24 protein-coding genes are annotated in these 24,664 nt (G+C 54.5%); 9 read left to right on the top strand and 15 right to left on the bottom strand.

The genetic code is table 11. The features are described from left to right. Window positions 1–62: 62 nt before the first annotated feature. Window positions 63–1,097: a Gfo/Idh/MocA family protein gene (locus EC836_RS03715; protein WP_123330214.1), complete on the bottom strand. Its 1,035-nt coding sequence runs from the start codon at window positions 1,095–1,097 to the stop codon at window positions 63–65. A gap of 208 nt (window positions 1,098–1,305) precedes the next feature. After that, window positions 1,306–2,220: a bestrophin family protein gene (locus tag EC836_RS03710; RefSeq protein ID WP_123330212.1), complete on the bottom strand. Its 915-nt coding sequence runs from the start codon at window positions 2,218–2,220 to the stop codon at window positions 1,306–1,308. Window positions 2,221–2,347: 127 nt separating this feature from the next. Between EC836_RS03710 and EC836_RS03705 the strand changes: the two genes are divergently transcribed. Then, complete coding sequence (locus EC836_RS03705) at window positions 2,348–3,685, top strand: LLM class flavin-dependent oxidoreductase (protein ID WP_123330210.1); 1,338 nt, start codon at window positions 2,348–2,350, stop codon at window positions 3,683–3,685. On the opposite strand, the gene EC836_RS03700 is transcribed toward EC836_RS03705, so the two are convergent. Continuing rightward, window positions 3,673–4,608 carry a LysR family transcriptional regulator gene (locus tag EC836_RS03700; RefSeq protein WP_123330771.1) on the bottom strand — a complete coding sequence of 312 codons (936 nt, stop codon included), beginning with the start codon at window positions 4,606–4,608 and terminating at the stop codon, window positions 3,673–3,675. The genes EC836_RS03705 and EC836_RS03700 overlap by 13 nt on opposite strands. A gap of 82 nt (window positions 4,609–4,690) precedes the next feature. Between EC836_RS03700 and EC836_RS03695 the strand changes: the two genes are divergently transcribed. The 3 genes from EC836_RS03695 (at window position 4,691) to EC836_RS03685 (ending at window position 9,265) form a co-directional block, all read left to right on the top strand. After that, entirely contained in the window at window positions 4,691–5,170 is a 480-nt protein-coding gene (locus tag EC836_RS03695) for a GNAT family N-acetyltransferase (RefSeq protein WP_123330208.1), read from the top strand. A 480-nt stretch (window positions 5,171–5,650) separates the two neighbouring features. Then, window positions 5,651–8,050 (top strand): TonB-dependent receptor domain-containing protein, encoded by a 2,400-nt coding sequence (locus EC836_RS03690; RefSeq protein WP_123330206.1) that lies wholly within the window; start codon window positions 5,651–5,653, stop codon window positions 8,048–8,050. 315 nt (window positions 8,051–8,365) lie between these two features. Beyond that, window positions 8,366–9,265, top strand: coding sequence for a tetratricopeptide repeat protein (locus EC836_RS03685; RefSeq protein ID WP_123330203.1), 900 nt, complete (start codon window positions 8,366–8,368; stop codon window positions 9,263–9,265). Window positions 9,266–9,370: 105 nt separating this feature from the next. Here the strand turns inward: EC836_RS03685 and EC836_RS03680 are convergent, their stop codons facing one another. Further along, window positions 9,371–9,667 carry a SelT/SelW/SelH family protein gene (locus EC836_RS03680; protein WP_105595663.1) on the bottom strand — a complete coding sequence of 99 codons (297 nt, stop codon included), beginning with the start codon at window positions 9,665–9,667 and terminating at the stop codon, window positions 9,371–9,373. Between the two features lie 163 nt (window positions 9,668–9,830). On the opposite strand from EC836_RS03680, the gene EC836_RS03675 reads away from it, so the two are divergent. After that, window positions 9,831–10,400, top strand: a complete 570-nt coding sequence (locus tag EC836_RS03675; protein WP_123330201.1) for a hypothetical protein — start codon at window positions 9,831–9,833, stop codon at window positions 10,398–10,400. Between the two features lie 36 nt (window positions 10,401–10,436). Here EC836_RS03675 and EC836_RS03670 read toward each other — a convergent pair whose 3' ends face one another. The 5 genes from EC836_RS03670 to map all read right to left on the bottom strand — a co-directional run bounded on the left by EC836_RS03670 (window position 10,437) and on the right by map (window position 14,151). Beyond that, window positions 10,437–10,970 carry a hypothetical protein gene (locus EC836_RS03670; protein ID WP_123330199.1) on the bottom strand — a complete coding sequence of 178 codons (534 nt, stop codon included), beginning with the start codon at window positions 10,968–10,970 and terminating at the stop codon, window positions 10,437–10,439. A 169-nt stretch (window positions 10,971–11,139) separates the two neighbouring features. After that, window positions 11,140–11,622, bottom strand: a complete 483-nt coding sequence (locus EC836_RS03660) for a type VI secretion system tube protein TssD (protein ID WP_123330195.1) — start codon at window positions 11,620–11,622, stop codon at window positions 11,140–11,142. A 225-nt stretch (window positions 11,623–11,847) separates the two neighbouring features. Continuing rightward, window positions 11,848–12,540, bottom strand: a complete 693-nt coding sequence (locus EC836_RS03655; RefSeq protein WP_199735000.1) for a hypothetical protein — start codon at window positions 12,538–12,540, stop codon at window positions 11,848–11,850. A 295-nt stretch (window positions 12,541–12,835) separates the two neighbouring features. Next, window positions 12,836–13,231: a cupin domain-containing protein gene (locus EC836_RS03650; RefSeq protein ID WP_370346519.1), complete on the bottom strand. Its 396-nt coding sequence runs from the start codon at window positions 13,229–13,231 to the stop codon at window positions 12,836–12,838. A 131-nt stretch (window positions 13,232–13,362) separates the two neighbouring features. Then, window positions 13,363–14,151: a type I methionyl aminopeptidase gene (map, locus tag EC836_RS03645; protein ID WP_123330191.1), complete on the bottom strand. Its 789-nt coding sequence runs from the start codon at window positions 14,149–14,151 to the stop codon at window positions 13,363–13,365. Between the two features lie 205 nt (window positions 14,152–14,356). Here map and EC836_RS03640 point away from each other — a divergent pair, with 205 nt between their 5' ends. After that, window positions 14,357–14,941, top strand: a complete 585-nt coding sequence (locus EC836_RS03640) for a flavin reductase family protein (RefSeq protein ID WP_123330189.1) — start codon at window positions 14,357–14,359, stop codon at window positions 14,939–14,941. Between the two features lie 98 nt (window positions 14,942–15,039). Here the strand turns inward: EC836_RS03640 and EC836_RS03635 are convergent, their stop codons facing one another. After that, window positions 15,040–15,810: a YdcF family protein gene (locus EC836_RS03635; RefSeq protein WP_123330187.1), complete on the bottom strand. Its 771-nt coding sequence runs from the start codon at window positions 15,808–15,810 to the stop codon at window positions 15,040–15,042. Between the two features lie 229 nt (window positions 15,811–16,039). On the opposite strand from EC836_RS03635, the gene EC836_RS03630 reads away from it, so the two are divergent. Beyond that, window positions 16,040–16,732, top strand: a complete 693-nt coding sequence (locus tag EC836_RS03630; RefSeq protein WP_123330185.1) for a hypothetical protein — start codon at window positions 16,040–16,042, stop codon at window positions 16,730–16,732. Between the two features lie 246 nt (window positions 16,733–16,978). Here the strand turns inward: EC836_RS03630 and EC836_RS03620 are convergent, their stop codons facing one another. Continuing rightward, window positions 16,979–17,959 carry a LacI family DNA-binding transcriptional regulator gene (locus tag EC836_RS03620; protein WP_123330182.1) on the bottom strand — a complete coding sequence of 327 codons (981 nt, stop codon included), beginning with the start codon at window positions 17,957–17,959 and terminating at the stop codon, window positions 16,979–16,981. A 380-nt stretch (window positions 17,960–18,339) separates the two neighbouring features. Here EC836_RS03620 and oxlT point away from each other — a divergent pair, with 380 nt between their 5' ends. Both oxlT and EC836_RS03610 read left to right on the top strand, forming a co-directional pair. After that, window positions 18,340–19,602 carry an oxalate/formate MFS antiporter gene (gene oxlT / locus EC836_RS03615; RefSeq protein ID WP_123330180.1) on the top strand — a complete coding sequence of 421 codons (1,263 nt, stop codon included), beginning with the start codon at window positions 18,340–18,342 and terminating at the stop codon, window positions 19,600–19,602. Window positions 19,603–19,640: 38 nt separating this feature from the next. Further along, window positions 19,641–20,339, top strand: coding sequence for a GntR family transcriptional regulator (locus EC836_RS03610; protein ID WP_123330178.1), 699 nt, complete (start codon window positions 19,641–19,643; stop codon window positions 20,337–20,339). A 29-nt stretch (window positions 20,340–20,368) separates the two neighbouring features. Here EC836_RS03610 and EC836_RS03605 read toward each other — a convergent pair whose 3' ends face one another. From EC836_RS03605 to EC836_RS03590, 4 genes are all read right to left on the bottom strand, one after another. After that, window positions 20,369–21,526: a Gfo/Idh/MocA family protein gene (locus tag EC836_RS03605; protein WP_123330176.1), complete on the bottom strand. Its 1,158-nt coding sequence runs from the start codon at window positions 21,524–21,526 to the stop codon at window positions 20,369–20,371. Continuing rightward, the gene (locus tag EC836_RS03600) at window positions 21,519–22,592 is read right to left on the bottom strand and encodes a sugar phosphate isomerase/epimerase (RefSeq protein WP_123330174.1); all 1,074 of its coding nucleotides are present in this window, start codon (window positions 22,590–22,592) and stop codon (window positions 21,519–21,521) included. The genes EC836_RS03605 and EC836_RS03600 overlap by 8 nt, the downstream gene beginning before the upstream one ends. A gap of 26 nt (window positions 22,593–22,618) precedes the next feature. Continuing rightward, on the bottom strand, window positions 22,619–23,860 hold the full coding sequence (locus tag EC836_RS03595) for an MFS transporter (protein WP_123330172.1): 1,242 nt from the start codon (window positions 23,858–23,860) through the stop codon (window positions 22,619–22,621). A gap of 231 nt (window positions 23,861–24,091) precedes the next feature. After that, window positions 24,092–24,571, bottom strand: a complete 480-nt coding sequence (locus tag EC836_RS03590; protein WP_123330170.1) for a type VI secretion system tube protein TssD — start codon at window positions 24,569–24,571, stop codon at window positions 24,092–24,094. Window positions 24,572–24,664 lie beyond the last annotated feature (93 nt).

Below are 24,664 nucleotides of genomic sequence, written 5' to 3'. Positions count from 1 at the left end.
GGCATTGAAAAAGCCGCCAGATACGAAGGCGGCTTTTATTCGATGTCTGTCAGATGCTCAAACTACTTCTCTTCGTTAAATACCTGACCGATCTGCCGACGCACTTCATCCATCGCCGCCAGCGTCTCAATCGAGGCTGAAAGCGGGCGAACCGGCGACTCGGTTTTACCCTGTCCAACGCACCATGCAAAGTGTACCGCTTCGTGGAACAGCTGATCGTAGCGGTTGCGTGGCTCATCAAAGTGCAGAACTTTTCCGCCCTGGCTTGATGTCAGGGTAAACGGTCCCGGCGCATAGAACGATGCGCCGCCGATTTCCAGCGTGGCATCGCGACCGGCGATCACCGCCGCGCACGGCGTGTTGCTGAACAGCGTGGTGTTCAGCACCGAATGCATGCCGTTGCGGTGAGTCAGCAGCATCGAAGCCTGACCGTTGACGCCGCCCGGGACCTGCTGCCCGGTCGCGTGGATGGAAACCGGCGCACCGGCCACCTTCACGCTGAAGCCGATCAGATAGCTGCCGAGATCCATCATCGGGCCGCCCGCCAGGTCGGCGTTGAAAATACGGTGATCGGGAGTGAAAAACTCGCCGTGGTCGGCCAGCAGGGTGTGCAGATCGCCCAGCGCACCGTCCTCCAGCAGCTGCGAGATGATGTCGTATTTCGGCAGGAAGTCGCACCACATCGCTTCCATACACAGCAGGCCTTTGGCTTTGGCCAACTCGGCCAGGCCGCGCGCCTGCTGGGCATTCAGCGCCAGCGGTTTCTCCATCAATACGTGCTTACCGGCGTTCAGCGCCTGCAGTCCGTCGGGATAGTGATGGTTGTGTGGCGTGGCGATGTACACCGCATCAATGTCCGTTGAGGCCAGCAGCTCGGCGGCACTGCCAAAAGCCTGAGGAATGCCCATTTTGCTGGCGAAGGCGCTGGCGCGATCCGGTGAGCGGGAGGCAATCGCCACCAGCTGCTGCGAGGTAAACTCCTTCAGCGCGCGGGCAAAACGCTCGGCAATCCAGCCCGGGCCGATAATACCCCAGCGCAGCGAGGGAACAGCGTGTGGGTCGAGCGTACGGGCCTTGGGTAATGAGGACGGAAACATGGCAGCTCCTGATTATTATGTGTAGGGCAACAAGCGGATGGGTTCGCCACGGGCGGCGATATTTCACTATAGACAGCGGAATTACGGGGTGAAACCGCTTTGATGATGGAAAACCATCAATCTGCTCACTGCGCCAGCAAATACGAATCTTTGAACAAAAACAGCGCATTGCGCGCCGTTTTTGCGGGTGAAAATCGTTTGCCGGGATTCAAATCAGATTAAAGCGGTCGTCCGGCTTCAGCGACGGCGGCAGTCGATCATTATTCATATCGCACAGGGTGCGTTCGATAGTGTTACAGATGGCGTTCAGCGGCAGATCGTTAGCATCGACGCCGAACGGATCTTCCAGCTCTTCCGCCAGCGACTCCAGTGACAGGAAGGTGTAGGAGATAAACATCGACACCACCGGTGTCATATAGTGCAGGTCGGTGACCAGCGCAAACGGCAGCAGGGTACAGAACAGATACACCGTGCGCTGCAGGATCAGGCTGTAGGCGAACGGTATCGGCGTGTTGCTGATACGCTCGCAGCCGCCGAGCACCTGCGACAGCGTATTCAGATTATGGTCGATGCCGTTATACAGCAGGTCGGATATCGCGCCGCGATCGCGCTGCTGCGCCAGCCACTCGCCCAGAGAGAGCAGCAGGCGGTTAGCGCGAAAAGGGCTGCCGAGTATCTCATCCTGCCGGTCGGCGGGGAGCAGTCGGCGGATATCGTCGCTGCTGTCGGTACCACGCAGCTGATGCTTCAGCGCCCAGCTAAAGGCCAGCAGTAGCGCGGTGAACTCGGCCACCGCCGCCGGATCGCGACGCAGTGCGCCTTTCGCCTGGCGCAGCAGCGAACGGCTGGTAATCAGCAGCGTTCCCCACAGCGTGCGCGCCTCAACGAATCGCGCATAGCTGGCGCTGTTGCGAAAACCGAGGAAGATGGCAATCGCCACGCCGAGCAGGCTGAACGGCGCGGTGGTCAGATGCACGCCCAGCGTTTCGTACCACTGCAGGCTAATCACCGCAATAATCGACATCAGCAGATTGAGGGCAAGGCGAAACAGAATTTTGGACAGCACCGCGCCTCGCCAGGAAAACAGACGGCGAAACCAGTGCTGATGGGGGCGAACGATCATGGCAGTATTTCCAGTGAGTTAGACACAAAGCGGCAATGCAAAGCCAATATTGATATTTAAATCTGCGGCAATTTTATGGAAATCTGAAGGCATATCTTATTACCACGGATTACCACGGAGTTAGCTTATGAGCCAGATTGCACGCCGGATTAAACTCGGTCTGATGTTACAGGGAGCAGGTGGTCATATGAACGCCTGGCGGCATCATAACGTGCCTGCAGATGCCAGCGTCAATGTTAACTGGTATCACCAGCTGGCGCATCAGGCAGAAGACGCCGGGCTGGATTTTTTATTCGTTGCCGACGGCCTGCATATTAATGAAAAGTCGCTGCCGCATTTCCTTAACCGCTTCGAACCGATAGCGCTGCTCTCCTCGCTGGCCTCGGTCACGCACCGTATTGGCCTGGCCGGGACCATTTCCACCTCGTACAGCGATCCGTTTACCGTGGCGCGCCAGGTGGCTTCGCTCGATCTGCTGAGCGGCGGCCGCGCGGGCTGGAACGTGGTGACCTCGCCGCTGGAAGGATCGGGGCGTAACTTTGGCCGCGCGCATCCGCAGCATTCAGAGCGCTATCGCATTGCCGAAGAATATTTACAGGTGGTGCAGGGGCTGTGGGACTCGTGGGAGGACGACGCCTTTATCCGCGACAAGCAGAGCGGCGTATTCTTTGACGCCTCGAAGCTGCACGCGCTGAATCACAAAGGCGAATACTTCTCGGTGGCCGGGCCGCTGAATATTCAGCGTTCGCGGCAGGGCCAGCCGGTAATCTTCCAGGCCGGTGCCTCCGATACCGGTATTGCGCTGGCGGCCAAAACCGCCGATGCGGTGTTCACCAACGCCCGTACGCTGGAAGAAGCCGAAAGCTACGCGCACAAACTGGACGCGGAAGCCCGCGCGCAGCAGAAACCGACGCCGGGCATTTTCCCCGGCATCACGCCGATTGTCGGCAAAACGGAGGCCGAAGCGGAAGAAAAATATCGCTATCTGCTGTCGCTGCTGTCGCTGGACGATGCGCTCAGCTATCTGGGACGCTTCTTCGACCATCATGACTTCAGCCAGTACGATCCCGACGGCCCGTTCCCGGAACTGGGCACGCTGGGGGAAAACACCTTCCGTTCAACCACCGATCAAATCAAGCGGCTGGCGAAAGAGGAACAGCTGACGGTGCGCGAAGTGGCCTATCGCACCACGTTGCCGAAGGGCGAATTCTTCGGCACACCGGAGCAGGTGGCGGACACCTTTATTCGCTGGGTGGAGCAGGGCGGCGCCAGCGGCTTTATCATCTGCGGCCCGGTGCTGAACGAGGCGCTGGAGGATGTCACCCGCTACGTGCTGCCGATCCTTGCCGAGCGCGGCTACTGGCAGCCGGACGAACGCACCACGCTGCGCGAGCGCCTGGATCTGCCGGTGCGTGAAAACCGCTATGCGGATAAAACCGAGCAGCAGCTGACTCACGCGGGCTGATTTTTCAGCCCCTGTAAGAGTTCAAGCAGCCAGCGGCAGGCGTCGCGCTGGCTGTTTTTCTGCCAGCTGTAAATTTTGACCTTGTAGCGCGGAATCGTAAACGGCAGCGGATGGATCGCGTACTCCACGCTGTGTCGTAGGCGCTCTGCGGCATAGCGCGGAATCGTCATCAGCAGCGGGCTTTGCGCGATGATAAAGGGCGCGCCGAGCACCGACGGCATCCGTAGGGCAATGTGACGTTCCAGCCCCAGCAGCGCCAGTTCGCTGTCGATATAACCCGTTTCCTCATTCCACGGCGTGACGACCAGATGGCGGGCGGCAATATACTGCTGAAGATCGATTGTCCGGTCCGGCGGGAAAAAACGCGGCGAGGCAATCACCACGTACTCATCCTCCATCCAGTCCATTTCTTCAATGTCCGGCACGCGACGATCGTGGATCTCGCTGAACCCCAGCGCAAAGTCTACCCGTCCGGCCATCAGCTCGTGCAGCGCCACTTTCTGTTCACTGTGAATCAGCTGAAAGCGGATCCCCGGTGCCACCTGCTGAATCTTGGCCATTAGCGCGGGAAACAGGCTGAAGGTCGTGAAATCGGTGACCGCGAAGGTAAATTCGTGCTGGCTGGTGGTGGGATCGAACCTCGGCCGTTTTTGCACGCTCTGATTAAGCCGCGACAGGCTGTTATTGACCGACTCGGCCAGCGCGGTGGCAAACAGGGTGGGCTGCATCTCATGGCCGACGCGGTAGAACAGCTCATCGCCGAGATGGCGCCGCAGGCGACCGAGTGCGTGGCTGAGCGCCGAGTTACTTAGCGCCAGTTCCTCCGCCGCGCGGGCCACCGACTGATGCCGGTAAACGGCATCAAACACCAGCAGCAGATTAAGGTCGAGGCTACGCAAATTTGGATGCATAAAATTCACTATGTATTGATAACAATGCACTTCATTCATCCGAGGTTAACGGTTATTCTGCCCGCCATCAACTTAATGTAAGACAGGAATTTCCATGACAATTGTTATCCGCCGCGCGGAACGCCGCGATGCCGCACTGATCCTCGCAATGATTGCCGAGCTGGCTGAATATGAAAAAGCGCTGCATGAAGTGATTGCCACTCAACAGGATATTGAGCAGACGCTGTTTGCCGATGATAGCAAGTCGGAAGGGCTGATTTGTGAAATTGACGGCGTGCCGGCGGGCTATGCGGTGTACTTCACCAGCTACTCCACCTGGCTGGGGAAAAACGGCATATACCTGGAAGACCTGTATATTTCTCCGCGCTTTCGCGGCCAGAAGGCGGGAAAACAGCTGCTGCGCCACATTGCCAAACTGGCGGTAGAGCGGGGCTGCGGTCGCCTGGAGTGGAGCGTACTGGACTGGAATCAGCCCGCCATCGATTTCTATAAAAGCATCGGTGCAGCGCCGCAGGATGAATGGGTGCGCTACCGGATGGAAGGCGCGGTGCTGACGGATTTCGCTGCGTCCTGATTTCCTGTTAATCCTGCCCGATCGGCTGGTTGGCTGCTTCACCGTTTGTAACCAGCCAGCCAACACGCCCATAAATCAGTCTGTCAGCCACTGGCTTAATCAGCCGTCAGTAACCTTAAGCTCACACAGGCGCTCAGGCCGCAGGAACGCTGTCTGGTGAGTTCTGAACGCGGATAAAAAACTGCCCAAGAAAAGTTACGCCTTATTATATCGATAAATCAACGTGTTATTGATAGTTTTCGATCCGTATTAGCGGCTGTCCAGCACACTTCAATGACAATGCAACGTTTTCTCAGCGAAAAAGTTCCGCAGCAATTTGTAAATAATTATTAATTTGAGATTGATAATGGTTATCATTTATATATGATGTCGCAAAATATAAAGATTCACCTGCAATACCCTTTTAATTACGTTATACACCCGTTTGTACAGGAAGCTGATGCCGGGCAAATACCTATAAAATAGATCAGGGTATTTGACATGCTCAAATTTTCATCCCGCAGGGGATTACTGCAGACGTCTCTCGTCATGGGAACGTTTTTTACCGCTGCCGTTAACGCCGCAGAAGCGCCTGCTGCGCAAAACGACGTGGCTACCAGTGCTAACACCAGCCAGAAACAGAATCTGGTCAAACCGGTTAAAAACAGCGAACCGGTGATGACCGTCACTGCCCCGGATGTTAAGAAAGTTGCCGGAACGAAAACGACGATTACTGCCGATGAACTGCAGAAGCGTGGCAGCAATGACTTCGGATCGGTGATGCGTAACCAGCTGGCGATCGGCGCCACCGGTTCCAGCGGCGGTTCTTCCGACGGCAAAAGCGGCTTCGACCGCGGCGGCTACACCGGCTACAACATCCGCGGGCTGGAAAGCAACCGCGTAGCGCTGGACGTTGACGGCATTCCACAGCCGGATGCCACCGGCCGCAGCTACGCCAGCCGTGCGGGGGTTAACACCTTCGGGATTGGCCGCGACTACATCGACCCGTACGTCTACGGACAGATCGATATCGTTGCCGGTGCTACCGAAACCTCCTACGCCAACAACGCCATGGGCGGTTCCGTCTCCTTCCTGCCGAAATCTGCCGATGATTATCTGCAGCCGGGCAAAGATACTTATTTCGGCTATCAGAGTGACTACGATTCTTCCAGCCGCAGCTGGCACAACGGCATTACCGCTGCCGCCGGCGATCAGACCCTGCGTGGCCTGATTGCCTACAGCCGCCGCGACGGTCAGCAGACGCGCAACAACAGCGATGTTCATGATGCCTACCCGGCAAACTGGCACTCCGATGCGGTCTTAACATCCGGCATCTGGCAGCCGAACGACGAGCATAAATTTACCGGCGTGCTGGATTTCTACAGCAAGGTTAAGCACACCAACTACGACAGCTGGAACAGCAGCGGTTCTGCGATCCTCGGTCCGGCCAACCAGCAGAGCAACACCCGCCGCCTGGGCGCGTCGGTGAAAGATGAGTGGACGCCATCGAGCCAGTGGGTCGACAGTCTGACGACCAAAGCCTTCTGGCAGCAGACCGAGGCTCATGACAATACGCTGATGCCGGATGAAATGACCGGCAACATGCAGCGCGTCTACTCCGACTACAATGTGAAAACCTACGGTCTGGAAACGCAGCTGGCGAAAACCCTGGGCCGCCACAATCTGAGTGCCGGTCTGAACGGCCGCATCAGCGATGCCGAACGCCCGTTCAGCCAGTCTCCGACACCGGGTCCATTCAGCGTGGTGATGAAGCCGCAGGGCGACAGCCGCACCACGGTGCTGGGTGGATTCGTAGAGGACGATATCCAGTTTGACCTTAGCGGCCATAACTTCTCGGTGGTGCCCGGTGTACGCGTTACCCATCAGGAAACTAAACCGCAGAACCTGGATAATCTGACTGCTAACAGCACTGCGCTAAATGGCGCCTCGGTTGAAACGTTGTACGGAAAAACGAATAAAGATACTCAGGTACTGCCGTCAATCAGCTTCAACTACGATCTGACGCCAACGCTGATGACCTATATTCAGTACAAGCGCGGTGCGCAGTTCCCGAACGCCAGCCAGCTTTATGGCTCATGGAACCTGGGCTCCAGCTATGCCGGTCCTGCACAGTATGCGCTGATTGGTAATACCGATCTGGATACGGAAACCAGCAACAACTTCGAATGGGGCGTGAAGGGTGAAGCGGTTGAAGGCGTCACGCTGAATACCTCGCTGTACTACAACAGCTATAAGAACTTTATTGCCTATTCCCGCTACCGTCGTGCGGCGAACCCGGACAAGTTCGTTAACGTACCGTCTAACATCTACACCACCTATCAGGCTGAGAACCGCGATAAAGCCTATATCTGGGGCGGTGAAATCAGCACTAAATTTAACTTCGGCACCTGGTTTGAAGAGGTTAACGGCCTGAGCGCTAATCTGGGTCTGGCGTACCGCAAAGGCCAGTCGAAGTCGAGCTACAGCGGCGACAAGTACATCGACATGGAAAGCGTTGCACCAATGAAAGCGATCGTTGGCGTAGCGTGGGACGATCCGGCGCAGCGCTACGGTGCCGCAGTGACCGCCACCTTTGTTAAGGGCAAGCAGGCTGAAGCCACCAACCGCGAAAGTTACACCAACGTGGGTACGCCAATCACCGATTCCACCGCAGAATATATGCGCGTACCGGGCTACGGCATGGTGGATATGACCGCATGGCTGCGCGTGAGCAAAAACGTTAAGCTGAGCGGGGGCGTATATAACCTGACCGATCGCAAATACTGGGATTACCTCAGCAGCCGCGAGCTGACGGAAAATACCGCGCAGGACGGCTATGATAATGCGCTGGCCGTGATGCCGGGCCGCAGCTTCCAGCTGGGCGTAAACGTCGACTTCTAATCGCTGTTATTGCCGACTTAAACTCAACCCCGCATTTATATGCGGGGTTTCTTTTTGTGGGGCAAAAAATAGCAATAGTTAATTGCGTGTCGTAATAAGAGTTATTACTGAGAGTTTCACCTGAACTTGACTTGTTATTATATTAAGAACGTTCTTATTTCTATCTTTTATCGACAGACTTTGACTGTGCGGATAATCTTAATTTTTTAATAATCCTGTACAAGACGGTATCCAGAGGGTAGTTTTTCACTTCTCACGGAGACGCTGACCTTCATGGTCAATTCATCATCAGTCTCTGTCAACAAGGACTGAAATATGAAGCCCCGCTCAAAAATCACCCTCGCTATCTCTGCCGTTATTATTATTTCCGCCGCCTCAGTGCTTACCTACAAAATCAAAGCAGACAATAAGCAGCGCTATATTGTTCAGCAGGCTGAATCCGGCGTGGTGAAATATCAGCTGGCGCTGGGGGAACGGTATTTAAACGATCGTGATATGCCGCAGTCAGCGTACTGGTTGATCAAGGCGGCAAAGCAGGGAAGTCATGAGGCGATAGATCAGCTGGGCATTATTGCCTATTACCTGAAGAGCAAAGCTACTTCTTCAACTGAGGATAAACAGCTTTTTACTGACGTGGAGCAGACGATCAACGCCAGTCGTCGGCCGCAAACGGTGTTCGATGTTTATCAGCAGCGGGCCGAAGAAGGCGATATGGAAGCGGTGCTCTCTCTCGGGCTTATGTATAAGCGCGGTAATGGCGCACCGGAAGACTATGCTTTGGCGCGAAAGTATTTCGAACGCTATGCGGCAGCGGGTAACACTTCTAACCCCGGCAACGGTGAATATTACCTGGCTTCGATGTATCTGGCAGGGAACGGTATGGCTGTTGATGGCGCAAAGGCGCTGGCTTTACTGCAAAAATCCTGCGATTTAAAATTCAAACTCTCCTGCTATGAACTCGGTGACCTCTATTATCAGGGAGGGGAGTCCTGGGCAAAAGATTATAAAAAAGCGACGGCGCTGCTGGATGTCTACGCTGAGGGAAATAGCCCTGATTCCCGCGCCATGACTTACATTCAAAGTTTATTTACGATGTATCGCGAAGGAGGATATGGCATTAATCCGAACCCGCAGCGAATTCAAGCGATTAAAACTCAGCTGTGCCGCTCCGACGATCTCTATGGAGATGATTGTGAAGGGATAGCGCAGCAGTGAAAAAGCAGTAGCAGTAGCAGTAGCCGTAGCCAGATTAGTGAGGTGCTCGTGCATGGCAAGAAAAGCCGGGCACGCAATACCCGGCCGAAGCAGCAAACTCAGGCTTTACTCCGCAGGTTTCGCATGCTGATCGATATGGCCAAGATCGCGCTCCGGGAAGCAAATGGCACGCAGTCGACGCTTAATCTCGGCGGCATCCGGGAAACCGTTATCGGTTTTACGGTTCCAGATCACCTCATCGTTGACGGTAATCTCGTAGATCCCGCCGGTGCCGGGCACCAGAGTCACGGAGGCGAGATCGGTGCTGAAGGTATGCAGCAGTTCCTGGGCCATCCAGCTGGCGCGCAGCATCCAGTTGCACTGGGAACAGTATTGAATTTTAACAGCGGGCAGGGTGCTCATGGTCGCGGGCCTTCCAGTCGGTAAGTGAAATGGTGACGTAGTTACCGGCCTGATTTTATCCTGAACCCGGCTATTTGTCCTGATGATTAGTAATTCAGACGGCTCTTACAGGGACGGGCTGTACTTTTGTTTAATATCAGGAAAACCGCTCAGGGAAAGAAAAATGAAGGTATTTAATCAATCACTGTTATTAATCTCCTGTCTGGCGCTGGCATCCTGCTCCACGATGCATAAATACGCCGTCGGTCGCTATTACGAGATATATCGTGCAAACGACCTGCACGCCTGTGAATTTAAAACTAAATTTAACGCCTGCGCTGAACCTTACACTTTTGATGTCAAAATTTCGGATGACAATAACCGCATCGCACTGGCTGAATATTTTAGCCCATCGCAAAATTCCAGCTACTTTGGTTTTATTCGGGATGACTATGCAAGGCAGACACAGCCCATCCGCGATTTTGTGACCTGGTCAAAAGCGAACAGGGTGGGCGGGAAACGCGTGACGGTTGAACGCAAGGCGGGAAATGCCGTTGGCTATCTGTTTGAACACAGCGATGTGGTTTACGTATTCGATTACCTTCATTCCCGTGAAGATGTGCCGATGCTGCTGCTGAATATCGAGGGCAGAGGGCGCTACTTTGGCTTTACCACCGAACAGGCGGAAAAACTGCTGCAGGTCATGGATGCCTGGTATGCCGGGAGCTTCACCGGTGAAAGGCTCACCGGTTAAAAGCACACTTGTTAAAACCGGCGGCGCCGGGCAGGGTTAAAACTTCTGGAATCGGAAGCTGCCGTCGTCGCAGTTCTTCAGTTGCAAATCGGTGACCGGCTTCCTGTCGTAGTATCCTTTTGCGGTTTTATACACCTCATAAACAAACACTTCGCCGGTTTTATACGAGCCGGTGACGTAGTAATACGAACTCAGGTTCGGCTTAAAAGAAACCGTATGGAAACCGCCGTTATCGGCGATCATCCTGATGGCGATATTGCCTTTGGCGCTCACCCAGAATTCGCGCCGCATTACTGACGTTTCCGGGATCTCCGGGAAGCCAAGCAGTTTGTTATTCAATTTAGTCTGAAAGCCGATCGCGTTATTGGTGTAGCCGTTGTCGGGGGAGTCAAGATTAATGCATTCTGCGGTATTGGGATATACGCGCATGTAGTCGAGATTTCGGTTATCGAAACTGATGCCAACACGGTCACCGGATTCCACATCCTGCAGTTTGTGGCTGTAGGTTGCTACGGAGCATCCGGTTAATGTTGAGAGAAACATCCCGGCCAGTAAGGTTTTTTTAATCATAACTATTCCGCTGTCATAGTAAGCTTGGTGAGAATAATAACGGTGAGGATGTTGTTAATTGCCGTTATTAATCTCTTTCTCATCAGAAATTTATCGGATAGTTTGACAGCGGAGAGGAAGTGTAAAAATAAGATATCTCTGATTACGGTGATGATTATTCTTCTTGCTATCAGGCACCACAACAGCGTTCATTCCATGAATCTCGATAGATAATATTGCCGTCAGTATACTTCCAGGTAATCGCCTCATATCGTAACTCGAGGGTTTCCAGGTGAGTACTACTCATCACGTTAGGGGCAAGGTACGGTGCAACCGTGGTGAACTTTACGTTTTCAAGTATAATATTGAAATACTCTGCTTCAGTGCCTGATTCCAGAATGCGATACATCTTGATAGTCGCTTTCTTCATGGTCCTTCCCTCACACACCGCGCGATAAAGGAGTGGCGTAGTCTGGTCGAATTCTTTTACTATTGTGATAGGGCTATGAACACGTGTTCCAGTAAGTTTTCCAAAGCTTGAATCTACAGGGATGGTGACTCCGTGGGAGAATGATTTCAGTTCAATAGATCCTAATCTCAATGGCATCATGCAACTACCAGTAATGGGTGAGTCGTTTTCATCATCGAGCCATAAATGTGCGGGGGTAGACATGTAATTTCCTTATTAGTGATATAAACGTTTTAGTCGTACAGTTTTCTAGTTATCAAAGGCAAAAAACCATAAAGATAAAAAATAGAGGGACAGGCCATAAGGGACCATCGGGAAATAGTTTCAAAAAAATAACAGCAAAAATGAAAGTTAGTACAGCAGGGCCATAGTATGAAACTGAGGATCTTAATGTTCGCCTGAGAATTCTTTTGATAAAGTTCATTATGATTACCGAATCATACGAGTGATAATTTCTGCGATATCACGATCCGATGCCGATTGTGCTTTAAACACCCCAACTCGATCAAACAGAGGTTCTATCAGGAAATACATCATTTCTAACTCTTGAGTGTACAGTGCGGAGTAGTAAGCGGGATAAGTAAAATGAAGACGTTGCGCACTATCTGCTGCTTTTTGTACGGTGCCATATAAACTGAATCCGACTAAAACCTTCGTCGTCCTTGCCCCAATTAAAGCACTCATATCAAGGCTAAGATTCATGCCGATGGCAACAGATGATGCAACTGCTAAAGCAAAACCTGCTTTTGTCAGGGAACTGGCTGCAATGTGGACATTCACAGAAATTAGTATTTTCTTGATATGTTCAAGTTGTTCTGATGTTTTGTGTTTTAATATTTCCTGGAAATAAATCTCAAGCATGTTACTCACAATGTTAACATGCTGTAAAAGATGATAAACTCCTTTGGAAAATCGAATGTCTTCCCTTTTTTGTTGCCTGCAAACGTTCTGATATTCATCAGTAAAGCAGGATGTGTAATATAATGCCCGTTGTAAGCCAGCGCCAGTCGATTCAATCTGATTTGATACCGCCATCTTAAGGCTGGTAACTGCACGATCAAGATTTAGTGCAAGAATTTTGTTAGCCTGCAAATAACTGACGATTTCATCGTTTCCGTACATCATCGCTCCCTGCTAATCAGCGTCAATAAATATTATCGTTTCCCAAATTATATAGTAGCTGTAGTTGATATAGCCTTAAGCTACCAGCCTTTTAAGCAACCGAAACGCAAAGGTGCTAAGGCCGTTTATTTAAACAGTTGAAGGGATGGTTGTTTTGGGCAATAAATGCGCAGTTGTGAGAAAAATGTGTCGGCACAGCGTACTGATGTCGACAACGTCTTCGCCAGTTGCTGCCCGTAAGGCCAGGATTGCTCAGTTGCAGGAATTGCGCCCGAAGCCAGGCGCTCTGGATAAATCAGGGGTACTGCTCGTCGCTAACGTGCTCCAGCCAGTCAACCACTTTACCGTTTTCGGCCTCGGCGATGGCGATATGGGTCATCGCGCTGTCCGCCGACGCGCCGTGCCAGTGCTTAACGCCGGGACGGATCCAGACGATATCGCCGGACGCGATCGGCTGCGCTTCTTTATCCCACTCCTGCACCCAGCCCTGACCGGAGGTGACAATCAACGTCTGGCCAAGCGGATGGGTATGCCATGCGGTGCGCGCACCGGCGCTGAATGCAACGGTTGCACCACCGACGCGGGCGGGATCGGTCGCCTGGAAAGGGGCGTTGATGGTGACCGCGCCGGTGAAATAGTCGGCGGGTCCGGCAACCGGGGCTTTGCTGCCGCTTTTAAAAACATCAATCATGTCGTTTCCTCTGCATAAAATGAAAATCGGGCGCCCGCGAACGGATACCCGACAATCATAGGCCATTTAACCGCAGAGATTGAGGCGGCCACTCACATAGCAGTAATGAGCAAAATTCATTAATAAGCGGCTTAAATCACTTCGTAATCGCCGGTGCCGTCCGGCCACGGGGTCAGTAAATCAAACCCGGTCTCTGTGACCGCCACGGTGTGCTCCCACTGTGCCGACAGCGAGCGGTCCTTGGTCACCACCGTCCACTCATCGGCCAGCACGCTGACCGCCGCTTTCCCGGCGTTAATCATCGGTTCGATGGTAAAAATCATTCCCGCCTTCAGTTCCGGCCCCTGGCCCGCGATGCCGTAGTGCAGGATCTGCGGGTCATCGTGATAAATCTGCCCAATGCCGTGGCCACAGTATTCGCGCACTACGCTGAAGCCCGCGCCTTCGGCCACTTTCTGAATCGCCGCGCCGATGTCGCCAAGGGTACTGCCAGGGCGCACGGTACGGATCCCGGCAACCATCGACTGATAGGTGACTTCCACCAGGCGTTTAGCGCGAATCGACGGGGTGCCAACGTAGTACATGCGGCTGGTATCGCCGTACCAGCCGTCGCAGATCAGCGCCACGTCAATATTGACGATATCGCCATCGCGCAGCGCTTTTTTCGAATTCGGAATGCCATGGCACACCACGTGATTCACCGAGGTACAGGTGGTTTTGGTGTAGCCGTGATAGCCAATATTGGCCGGGACGCATTTCAGCGTATTCACGATATAGTCGTGGCAGATATCATCGATTTGCTCGGTGGTAATACCGGGCTTCACATGTTCACCGATCATCGCCAGCACTTTGGCCGCGAGGTTTCCGGCGATCCGCGCCTTCTCAATGCCCTCGGCCGAGTGAATTTTAATATTTCGCATAACGGTTCCTGAATTTAAGTATCTGATAGCTATTCTAGTTTCCGATTAGCGATGAAACAATCACTGACGTAATGAATCCCGTTTTTCTGCTTATTCTTTCTCAGTTATCCCGCCGTGCTGCCCGTTAAACGTCAGCGCGACAGGCAGCGGGCTGATGGTCTATTCTGCTGTTTACTGCGTAACAACCCGATCGCCGAGAGGATCCATGAACGAATTTATTACCCCCGTTGCGCTGGAAAAAGCGTATCGACTGATCAATCACGGCCCGACGGTGCTGGTTTCCGCGCGCCATGATGGCGTGGAAGATGTGATGGCCGCCGCCTGGGCCACCGGGCTGGATTTCTCCCCGGCCAAAATCCTGGTGGTGCTGGATAAAATTGCCAAAACCCGCCAACTGGTTGAGGGGAGTGGAACCTTCGTCATTCAGGTGCCGACGGTGGCGCAGATAACGCTGACCCACGCCGTTGGCACCCGCAGCCTGTTTAACGAGCCCGATAAACTGGCGAACTGCGGCGTTGAGCTGTTCGCGTTTGATGGCTTCGACCTGCCGTTTGTGACGGGCTGCTCGGCGTGGCTGGCCTGCCGGTTGATTAACGAACCGCATAACCAGCAGGCGCACGATCTGTTTATCGGTGAAGTGGTCGGGGCATGGGCCGACAGCCGGGTATTCAGCGAGGGCCACTGGCATTTCGACCGCGCCGACCCATCTTTGCGCAGCCTGCACTATGTCGCGGGCGGCCAGTTTTACGCCACCGGTGAATCCCTGAACGTGCTGGATGGCGGCGAATAAAATTGACTGATGGATTATGTATCGGATGACTGGCGTGCCGTAGAGCAATTCGGCACACCGGTTTTAGTTTCAGGAAGTCCTCTGCGGAGCATTCGCCCTCAGACGCGGCTCAGTTCGCCCAGCGTCGTCTGCGTCATGCGCTGCCACGCATCCACCACGCCCTGTGGAATCACTACGTGGCCGATAAACCCGGCGCCTTTCGGCCCATAGCCGCTGGCATCATCCTGCAGGCGGCGCATCTCGCCCAGCGCCATTGAGATAAAGCGCTCAATATCCCAGATCCCCGCGCTCTGCGCGCCGGTAATCACCGTGCTGCCCGCCACGGAGACAAGGCGGGGTACAAACACCGGCCAGTTAACAAAATCAGCGGTCATCGCTTTTTGCCGCCAGCTGAACTCAAAGGTTTCGCGGGTGCGGCGCTGCATCAGCGGGTCCTGCGACAAAATGATGCTTTCCGCCTTCAGTCCCAGCCCGGCAATCAAATCGCGGGTAAAATCCGCGTTCTGCCCGCAGTTTGCCGAACGATTCTCAACGTAAAGCTGCGAGGCGGGAATAGCGAAGAAGTCAGTCGCCAGCGCGAAGAAAATATCCGCTTCGCTTTGCTGCCTGAAGGTAGCGTTGCGGGTTAACACGTTCTCAGCCAGAGCCTGCTTCAGCAAGATTGTGGAGTGCCCCACGCCGCCGGTCAACAGCAGCGGAATGCCGGTGGCAGCCGCCAGCTGCATCACACCCAGGATCGCCGGCACCACCGCGTGCCCGGCCAGCACAATCAAATCGGCGTCAACGCGGCCCGCCGTCGGCAGTTCGTCCCACGAAAGCCACTCGCTGATAAGGTTGATATCGCTGAGGGTGCTGTTATCGGTCTGCATGCTGGATTCCTGAAAAGTTGCAAGGCGAAGGGTGATGATCGGATCAGAACGTCACATTGTATTCCGCATTCTGCCTTGCCAGCAAACGCCACAGGACGCAAAGCGATCGCTGCTACTGTAAACGGCACATTGGATATCCAGCGACTTTCAACAGAAACGCAATATCTCAATTTACCCAGAAAGCATACTCTTAATGTCAGGGATAAATGAAAATCATTATGGAGAGGTTATGTACAACAACGATGAAGTCATCAGTTACCTTCAGGCCAATAAAATTCTCGCAGTAAAGCTCGATCGTGCCGTTTCAGCGGTCGGACAGCAGGTCAAAAATCAAGTTGAAATTTTAGGCAAGGGTGCAACCCGCCTTCTCTATTACACATCCTGTTTCACCGATGAGTATAACGATGTTTGCCAGCAGCAGAAGATGGAGGACCTGCGCTTCAGGGATGGCGTTGTTCGCATTATTCAGCATGGGGACGTTGTCTGTGAAATGATTAGATTGTATTTTGATGAAATATTTAAATATAAAACCAATGATCAACTAGAATATCTCAAAAAGGCACTTATGGCTGTCAATGTCCATATCGCGGCCAGTACTCTTACAGGAGCAGGATACGCTTTAGCTGTTGCTAACGCTGTTCGTTTTGGACTGAATATAAATTTGCAACTCAGCTCTCTTACGGGGCGAACGGCGGGAACTGTTGCCGGGATAGTGGCTACATATGGTCTGGTGCAGAAAGCTGCTGACAGTGCACGGCGTCTCAGTTTTCAATATCCAGCTTATTACTTTTCACTGTACATGCAACAACTGGAAATGATGTATTTTTTGATAGAACCGATTTTCGAGCGGGCGGGAGCACTTCAAGGAAGTGGGATATCTGATTCTGCTATAGCAAACATCATTACGCGGATGATTCGATAAGCATGATTAAATACCTGAAGAGATTTCTACTGTGGCAATTAAAATTTTTTTCATCACTGTATGGCCCAGTGATTCTCACGATTATTTTCGCGCTGCTTCAGGGCTATTTATTCCCTGGCAGTCCTGTCTGGCCGATCGGGGTATTTGCCATCATTATGATTGTTATATTCGCACGTTACTGCAAATGGTAGCGTCAATAAGATCGGCATCGAAGCCGGAGTTTTAACCTTTCCGGCCCGAATTTTCTTAACTTGAAAGCCGCTGAACAAACCGCCACGCCAGCCGCGATCTTTCCGGTGGCCCGGACGGGTCGTTAATCTTATTCAGCAGCAGCGTCACCGCCTGGCGACCAATCTGATGCGAGGGCTGTTCGATGGTGGAAAGCTGCGGCGAGGTCATCTCACCCAGTTCGGTGCCGTCAAAGCCAATTACCGCAATATCCTGCGGGATGCGCAGACCGGCTTCATCAATAGCGCGAATCGCCCCGGCGGCCAGCGTATCGGAAATCGCGAATACCGCATCGGGCCTCACCGGCTGGGCCAGAAGATTCTGCATCGCAGCTTTACCGGCGTTAAAGCTTAATTCCGCGGCGTACTCTACCGGGAAACCGTCGAGCTGATGTTCCTGCAGCCCGTCGCGATAGCCCTGTTCGCGCTGGCGGGCGTATTTATAGGTCAGATCGTGATTGATCATTGCCACGCTCTGGCGGCCACTGTCGATAAACTGAGCGACCACAAAGCGCGATGCCTGATAGTCGTCGATGCCCACGCTGGAAACCGACGAGTCTTCATCATATTCCGCGCACTGCACCCAGGGCGCATCGGCAATCAGCGTGCTGAGCTGCGGCAGGGCGGAGATGGCATCCATGGTGATCACCCCGTCAACCATCTTGCCGGAAAGCAGCTGCAGGCTGGACTGCGAACGCGTGACGTCTGAACCGGAGTTGCACAGCAGAATGCGATAGCCGTTGCTTTCCGCCTCGGCCTCTATGCCTTTCACCACGTCGGCGCAAAACGGATTGCTGATATTAGACACCATCACCAGCAGCATATTGCTGCGGGCGGTGCGCAGCTGGCGGGCGAGCAGGTTAGGCTGGTAGTTGCTCTCTTTGATCGCGTGAAGCACGCGCTCGCGATTCTGCGGTTTAACCGTGCCCTGGTTGTTGAGCACGCGGGAAACGGTGGCTACGGATACACCGGCAAGGCGCGCAATTTTCTGAATCGACATCCCATCACTGTCCACGCTAAACGTTATTCCGCACAGATTAACACAGTTTCAACAGGCTGTGCCGGGGCGGCATAAACCACCGTGCCGGGTAAATCAGCGAAACTGTTTCCTTCGCACCATCATTGCGCACCAAATTTTTGCACTGCATCACACTTATCCCGCTATGAAATCTCTTTCTTACTGATTTTAATCACTTTTTAAATCTGGCACGCTTCATGCTTTATCGCTCTGTATACACAGTGGTGTATCCCGATGAAGACATCGGGGATTGGGCACCAACAGGTATCGATTGGGATGTGTGCGAAGTAAAACATGAGCGCCCGCGAAAAAAGTGGCCAGACCACGGCGGGATAACAGAGCGTAATTTTGGAGAGAGATCAATGACCTCGATAAGCGAACCGGTGGTAATAGCGAAACACAGTAAGTGGGTTCAGCTCCTGCTTGGACTACTCTGTATGGCGGCGATATCCAGCCCGCAGTACGTCTGGACGCTGTTGACTAAGCCGATGATCGCCAAACTCGGCGTCGGGCTGGCCGAAGTACAGGTGACGTTCTCACTGCTGATTATTCTGCAAACCTTTTTCTCACCGTTCCAGGGAAGGTTGGTTGAACGCTTTGGCCCCCGCCTGCTGATCTCCATCGGTACGCTGATGGCCGGTTTCAGCTGGGTGATCGCCGCCAGGGTGGACAGCCTGGCCTCGCTGTATCTGGTGTATGGCTGCCTCGGCGGGCTGGGCACCGGCATTGTTTATATCGGCGTGGTGGGGCTGGTGATGAAGTGGTTCCCACAGCAGCGCGGTTTTGCCGCCGGAACCGTGGCGGCGGGTTACGGCATGGGGGCGATTTTCACCACCTTCCCGATTTCCATTTCACTCGGTAGCTACGGGCTGGAACAGACGATGACCCTGTTTGGCCTGATCTTCGCCGCTGTCGGTTTCCTCGCCAGTCAGGGGCTGCGGCTGCCTGAAAACAGCGTAATGGCGCCGGTCAGTAAAACCCCATCGCCTGTGCAGGGCCAGCGCCAGTTCAAATCCGGTGAAATGCTGCGCCAGCCGCTGTTCTGGCTGATGTTTATGATGATGACCATGATGTCGACCTCAGGGCTGATGGTCACCTCGCAGATGGCGATTTTTGCCGAGGACTTCGGCATCAGCAAGGCGGTGATTTTTGGGATGGCCGCGCTGCCGCTGGCGCTGACCATCGACCGCTTCACTAACGGCCTGACGCGCCCGCTTTTCGGCTTTATCTCCGACCGCTACGGCCGCGAAAACACCATGTTTATTGCCTTCGCGCTGGAAGGCGTGGCGATGACGCTGTGGCTGGCCTGCCGCGAAGATCCGCTGCTGTTCGTGCTGCTTTCCGGCGTGGTGTTCTTCGGCTGGGGTGAAATCTTCTCGCTGTTCCCGTCCACGCTGACCGACACCTTCGGCAGTGAGAACGCTTCAGCGAACTACGGCTGGCTGTATATTTCGCAGGGCATCGGCTCAATCTTTGGCGGCCCGCTGGCTGCGCTGATGTATCAGCACACCCATAACTGGCATCTGGTATTTGGCTGCGCGATTACCTTCGACTTTATCACCGCCGCCCTGGCGTTGTGGGTACTGAAACCGTGGCGCGCACGCTTTATGCGCGCGCAGAAATAATCTCCCACATTTCTCAACGGGTAAGGAACATCGGTAAAATGGCATCAGAACTGACCAGGCTTCTTCCGCATTCTGTCCGGGTTTATCGTCAGCTCAGGCAGGAGATTTATGAGTTTATTCTGATGCCGGGTGACCGGTTCACCGAAGTGGATATCGCCAGCCGCCTGGGGTGTTCCCGCACGCCGGTGCGCGAGGCGCTGCTGACCCTGCAGAACGACGATCTGATCCGGCGCTGCTTCCGTAACGGCTGGGAGGTTTGCCCGATTGATTTTGACGTTTACGAAGATCTCTATGCCACCCGCATCCTGATTGAGATGGATACGGTGGCGCGCCTGTGCAGCTCCGATTCGGTGAAAATTGACCGCAGCGTGCTGGCCAGGCTCAGGGCGCTGTGGATCATTCCGCCAGAACAGCAGGAGCAGGCCGGGGAGAAAATTGCCACCATGGATGAACAGTTCCATATTGCGCTGACCGAGGCCGTGGGCAACCGCGAGCTGACGGCCATCCTGAGCAATATCACCGACCGGATACGCATCATGCGGCGGCTGGATTTTGAATATGACGTGCGCATTGCACAAACCTACTCAGAGCACGCGGAACTGCTGGAGGCGATAGAAAACCGGGAGAAGGAGCGGGCGAAAGGCCTGATGCGCGAACATATTGAGGATGCGCACACCGGCGCCTGCGCCATTACCCTCCGACGCTTACAAAAGGTCAGGGCAAGAAACCTGCCCTGACCTCAGCTAATGAACGGCGGGGCGGGCGTTTACGCCAGCGTTGCCACCTCAACCCAGCGCTGCTGCTGATGGCTCTGCAGCATCGCTTCCACGATCAGCAGCACGCTGGCCCCTTCATGGAAGGTGGCGAAGTCGGCCGCATCTAAGCCAGGGCGTTTACCCTGTTGAATAAAGCGGTAATAGTTCAGCATCATATTCTTAAACGCGTCCGGCCAGCCTTCAATATGGCCTCCGGGGAAGTGTACGGCGGCGGCCACGTCGCGGTTTACCAGCGAAGGATCGTCACTCAGCATCTGGTTCGGGCGGTCGCGATGCCCCAGCCACAGCTGCTGCGGTACTTCCTGATCCCAGGCTATCGACATCTCGCTGGCGTTCACCTCAAACGCCAGCCGGTTTTTGCGCCCGGCGCTGACCTGTGAAACCGTCAGGCTGCCCCGGCTGCCGTCGTCGAAGCGCAGCAGAATCGACGCAAAATCTTCGGTATCCACGGACACCTCATCGAATTCGCCGTTCTCTTCGGCTGCGGCAAAGGTCGTCGCGGCCCCGCGCGCCACCCGACGAACCGGATGAACGATAGAAAAGTCGGCCATCACCGCGCTGATGCGCCGCCCGGTCACGAACTGCAGCGTATCGCACCAGTGGGAGCCGATATCCGCCACCGCTCGTGATGCGCCGCCCTGGGTTGCCGACACGCGCCAGTTGAAATCGCTGTCGTACAGCATCCAGTCCTGCAGGTAGCTGCCGTGTACGGCAAATACCTTGCCGGCCTGCTGCTGACGGATCAGGCTGGCGGCCTGCTGCACCATAGCGAACTGGCGATAGACAAAGCTCACCCCGTGCACCACGCCGGACGCCTCCGCCAGTTTCACTAACTCGCGCGCCTCCTCGCCGGTCATGCACAGCGGCTTTTCGGAAAACAGATGCTTACCCGCCGCCAGCACCTGACGATTGATCGCCGCGTGCAGATGATTGGGGGTGCAGTTATGCACCACCTGAAGCCCGTCGTGGCGCAACAGTTCCGCCACATCGGCATAGGCGTGGGGCACGTTAAGCTGCCGCGCCTTCTCCTGCGCTTTGTCCAGCGAGCTGTCGCAGATGGCCACCACCTCCACAAATCCCAGGCGGCGGATGGCTTCAAGATGCGCCGGGCCGATAAAGCCCGAGCCGATAATCGCCGCCTTAATCATTTTTTGACTCCGGATTTAGCCCCAGCATGGTGCGGATGCTGTCGTCCTCGCTGCCGGTGGCGGCGAAGTCATCAAACGCCCGCGCGGACACCGGAATAATATGTTCGGCGATAAACTTCGCGCCTTCCCGCGCGCCGCTTTCCGCCTCCTTCAGGCAGCATTCCCATTCCAGGACCGCCCAGCCGTCATAGTCGTACTGCGCCAGCCGGCTGAAAATGCCTTTGAAATCGATCTGACCGTCGCCCGGCGAGCGGAAGCGTCCTGGCCGTTCGCTCCACGGCTGATAGCCGCCGTAAACCCCGCTGCGCCCGGAAGGTGTGAACTCGGCATCCTTCACGTGGAACGCTTTAATGCGCGTGTGGTAGAGGTCGATAAAGGTCAGGTAGTCCATCTGCTGCAGCAGCATATGGCTGGGATCGAACAGAATATTGCAGCGAGGATGATGGTCGACCGCCGCGAGGAAGCGGTCGAAGGTAACCCCGTCGTGCAAATCCTCCGACGGATGCAGCTCGTAGCATACGTCGACGCCGTGGCGATCGAAGCAGTCGAGAATCGGCTTCCAGCGGGCGGCCAGCTCATTAAAGGCGGCATCGATCAACGCCTCTTTGCGCGGCGGCCACGGATAAAAGTACGGCCAGGCCAGCGCGCCGGAGAAGGTGGCATGGGATTTTAGCCCCAGCTTTTCCGAGGCGGCTGCCGCCTGCTGGATCTTCTCCGCCGCCCACCGCTGACGCGCTGCTGGATCGTCACGAAGCGCCGCCGGGGCGAAGTCACGAAACGCCAGTTCGTAGGCGGGATGCACCGCCAGTAGCTGCCCTTCAAGGTGGGTGGACAGTTCGCTAATCACCAGCCCGTAGCGCGCCAGCAGCGCGGTGATGTCATCACAGTAGGCCTGGCTGCTGGCGGCCTTTTCCACATCAAATATCGTTGGATGATTACAGGGGATCTGCAACGCCCGGAAACCCAGCCCCGACGCCCATCTGGCGAGGTTTTCCAGGGTATTAAACGGTGGCATATCACCGATGAACTGGGACAAAAACAGGCCAGGCCCTTTTAACGTTTTCATTGCTTACTCCTGAAGTTGATCAAAAACTATTCCTGCTCTTTGTACTTGAAGGTGAAGAGGAATATGACCGCGATAACCGCGGCGGCAACCGCCGGGATCAGCCAGAACGTGGTCCAGTTTTCCGGCTGATGTACGCCGCCGTGGTTGATTAACTGGTTGTACAGCGCGCCGGAAATCTGCGACCCCAGCAGCATGCCGATGCCGTAGGTGAACATCACGATCAGGCTCTGCGCCTGGCCTTTTACCTGGCTACCGGCGATGCGGTCGGTGTAGATAAAGCCGATAACAAAGAAGAAGTCGTAACACACGCCGTGCAGCAGGATGCCGATATACAGCAGCCAGCGGGTCTCTTCATTGACGCCGAAGGCAAACAGCGCGTAGCGCACGAACCAGCCCGCCATGCCGATCAGCAGCATGTACTTCACGCCCAGCCGACGGAACAGCAGCGGGATAATCAGCATAAAGAAGATTTCGGACATCTGGCCGAACGACATCGCGGTACTGACGTCCGCAATACCCACGTCGGAGAGGAACGACGCGGTAAAGGCGTAATAGGTGCCCAACGGGATAGAGATCAGCGTGGCGCAGATGGCGAAGATCAGGAAGTGGCTTTTCTTCAGCAGCGCGAACGCGTCGGCGCACAGCAGATCGCGCAGGGCAAACGGCTGACCTTTGGCCGGAGCAGGGGTGTGCGGCAGCGTCAGGCTGTAGGCGGCGAGCACCGCAGAGAAGACGGCGGCGAGGCGGAAGATATCGGTGCTGGCGGCAATGCCGCTGACGCCGATACAGATCCCGGCCACGATCCAGCCGATGGTGCCGAACACCCGCACCACCGGGAAGCTTTTCTCGCTGTTGCTCAGGCTGTGGAAGGCGATGTTGTTGGTCAGCGCCAGGGTCGGCATATAGCACAGCGTGTAGGCAAACAGCAGGGCGATCAGCAGCGAGCCGTTCTCGGCCAGCAGCGCCTGCGGGACGAACCACAGAATGACCGCACCGGCCAGGTGCAGCAGCGCCACCACCTTCTGCGACGGGAAGAAGCGGTCAACCACCATCCCCAGTACAAACGGTGAGAGGATCGAGGCTATCGGCCCGGCGGAGAAGGCATCGCCGATGATGCTGCCGAGATTATGCTGGGTCATCACCAGGCCGAGCGTGACCGACCAGGTTCCCCAGATGAAGAACTGTAAAAACATCATTAATGACAGCCGTGGAACCAGCATCACATGCTGCTGCCGCGAACCGTTTCCAGCGGTAAGTGAAGAAACCATCGTCAGACCCCTTCCTGAAAAGTAATCGATTACATTGTTATGTCATATGAATGTAATCGATTACTTTTCAGGTTTCCTGGATCTTTTATCGATCTGCGAGGTGGCTCACAAGCTTATTTTTTACTGAAGGCTCGTGCGTTACGACTCAGTCTTACAGCCTTGGAAAGTACGCCGATTTTTTCTCTCCCCGTTAGTGCCAGAGGATGCAGTTGCCTCCTCTTATGAGCTTAATCAGGCACAACAACGATCGTTCCACGAATCGCGATAGATGATATTTCCTTCCGTATACTTCCAGGCGATCGCCTCGTAACGCAATTCTAGCGTTTCAAGGTGAGTGCTACTCATACCGTTAGGAGCCAGATAGGGTGCAACTGTTGTGAATTTGACGTTTTCCAGAATGATATTGAAATATTCGGCCTCGACGCCTGATTCAAGAATGCGATACATCTTGATTGTACCCTTCTTCATGGTTCGGCCTTCGCAGACAGCGCGGTACAGGAGAGGTGTTGTCTGATCAAATTCTTTCACTATCGTAATAGGGCGGTGAACGCGCGTACCTGTAAGTTTCCCCCAGCTTGGATCAACGGGAATAGTGACACCGTGGGAAAATGATTTTAACTCGATTGAGCCCAGACGCAGTGGCATTAGACAACTGCCAATGATCGGGGAACCATTTTCATCCTCAAGCCATAAGTGTGCGGGAGTGGACATATAATTTCCTTATCAGTGAGTATTAAATATTGGGATTGTCGGTGCATCACCATTTAACATAACAACCAAAAATTATCATTACTGCTATGAAGA

The sequence above is a fragment of the Erwinia sp. JUb26 genome (genome assembly GCF_003751505.1).
Classification (GTDB): Bacteria; Pseudomonadota; Gammaproteobacteria; order Enterobacterales; family Enterobacteriaceae; genus Erwinia.
The sequence above is the reverse complement of the archived record's forward strand: the minus strand, read 5'-3'. Positions and strand labels throughout refer to the sequence as shown.

Bases quoted from the DNA above. Each gene is read 5' to 3' on its own strand.
- EC836_RS03675 (WP_123330201.1), top strand. From the start codon at position 9,831: ATGAAGGTATTTAATCAATCACTGTTATTAATCTCCTGTCTGGCGCTG.
- EC836_RS03705 (WP_123330210.1), top strand. From the start codon at position 2,348: ATGAGCCAGATTGCACGCCGGATTAAACTCGGTCTGATGTTACAGGGA.
- EC836_RS03710 (WP_123330212.1), bottom strand. From the start codon at position 2,220: ATGATCGTTCGCCCCCATCAGCACTGGTTTCGCCGTCTGTTTTCCTGG.
- EC836_RS03680 (WP_105595663.1), bottom strand. From the start codon at position 9,667: ATGAGCACCCTGCCCGCTGTTAAAATTCAATACTGTTCCCAGTGCAAC.
- EC836_RS03610 (WP_123330178.1), top strand. From the start codon at position 19,641: ATGGCATCAGAACTGACCAGGCTTCTTCCGCATTCTGTCCGGGTTTAT.
- EC836_RS03635 (WP_123330187.1), bottom strand. From the start codon at position 15,810: ATGCAGACCGATAACAGCACCCTCAGCGATATCAACCTTATCAGCGAG.
- EC836_RS03655 (WP_199735000.1), bottom strand. From the start codon at position 12,540: ATGTACGGAAACGATGAAATCGTCAGTTATTTGCAGGCTAACAAAATT.
- EC836_RS03715 (WP_123330214.1), bottom strand. From the start codon at position 1,097: ATGTTTCCGTCCTCATTACCCAAGGCCCGTACGCTCGACCCACACGCT.
- EC836_RS03695 (WP_123330208.1), top strand. From the start codon at position 4,691: ATGACAATTGTTATCCGCCGCGCGGAACGCCGCGATGCCGCACTGATC.
- EC836_RS03620 (WP_123330182.1), bottom strand. From the start codon at position 17,959: ATGTCGATTCAGAAAATTGCGCGCCTTGCCGGTGTATCCGTAGCCACC.
- EC836_RS03590 (WP_123330170.1), bottom strand. From the start codon at position 24,571: ATGTCCACTCCCGCACACTTATGGCTTGAGGATGAAAATGGTTCCCCG.
- EC836_RS03595 (WP_123330172.1), bottom strand. From the start codon at position 23,860: ATGGTTTCTTCACTTACCGCTGGAAACGGTTCGCGGCAGCAGCATGTG.
- EC836_RS03650 (WP_370346519.1), bottom strand. From the start codon at position 13,231: ATGATTGATGTTTTTAAAAGCGGCAGCAAAGCCCCGGTTGCCGGACCC.
- EC836_RS03690 (WP_123330206.1), top strand. From the start codon at position 5,651: ATGCTCAAATTTTCATCCCGCAGGGGATTACTGCAGACGTCTCTCGTC.
- EC836_RS03660 (WP_123330195.1), bottom strand. From the start codon at position 11,622: ATGTCTACCCCCGCACATTTATGGCTCGATGATGAAAACGACTCACCC.
- EC836_RS03640 (WP_123330189.1), top strand. From the start codon at position 14,357: ATGAACGAATTTATTACCCCCGTTGCGCTGGAAAAAGCGTATCGACTG.
- EC836_RS03605 (WP_123330176.1), bottom strand. From the start codon at position 21,526: ATGATTAAGGCGGCGATTATCGGCTCGGGCTTTATCGGCCCGGCGCAT.
- EC836_RS03600 (WP_123330174.1), bottom strand. From the start codon at position 22,592: ATGAAAACGTTAAAAGGGCCTGGCCTGTTTTTGTCCCAGTTCATCGGT.
- oxlT (WP_123330180.1), top strand. From the start codon at position 18,340: ATGACCTCGATAAGCGAACCGGTGGTAATAGCGAAACACAGTAAGTGG.
- map (WP_123330191.1), bottom strand. From the start codon at position 14,151: ATGCGAAATATTAAAATTCACTCGGCCGAGGGCATTGAGAAGGCGCGG.
- EC836_RS03670 (WP_123330199.1), bottom strand. From the start codon at position 10,970: ATGATTAAAAAAACCTTACTGGCCGGGATGTTTCTCTCAACATTAACC.
- EC836_RS03630 (WP_123330185.1), top strand. From the start codon at position 16,040: ATGTACAACAACGATGAAGTCATCAGTTACCTTCAGGCCAATAAAATT.
- EC836_RS03685 (WP_123330203.1), top strand. From the start codon at position 8,366: ATGAAGCCCCGCTCAAAAATCACCCTCGCTATCTCTGCCGTTATTATT.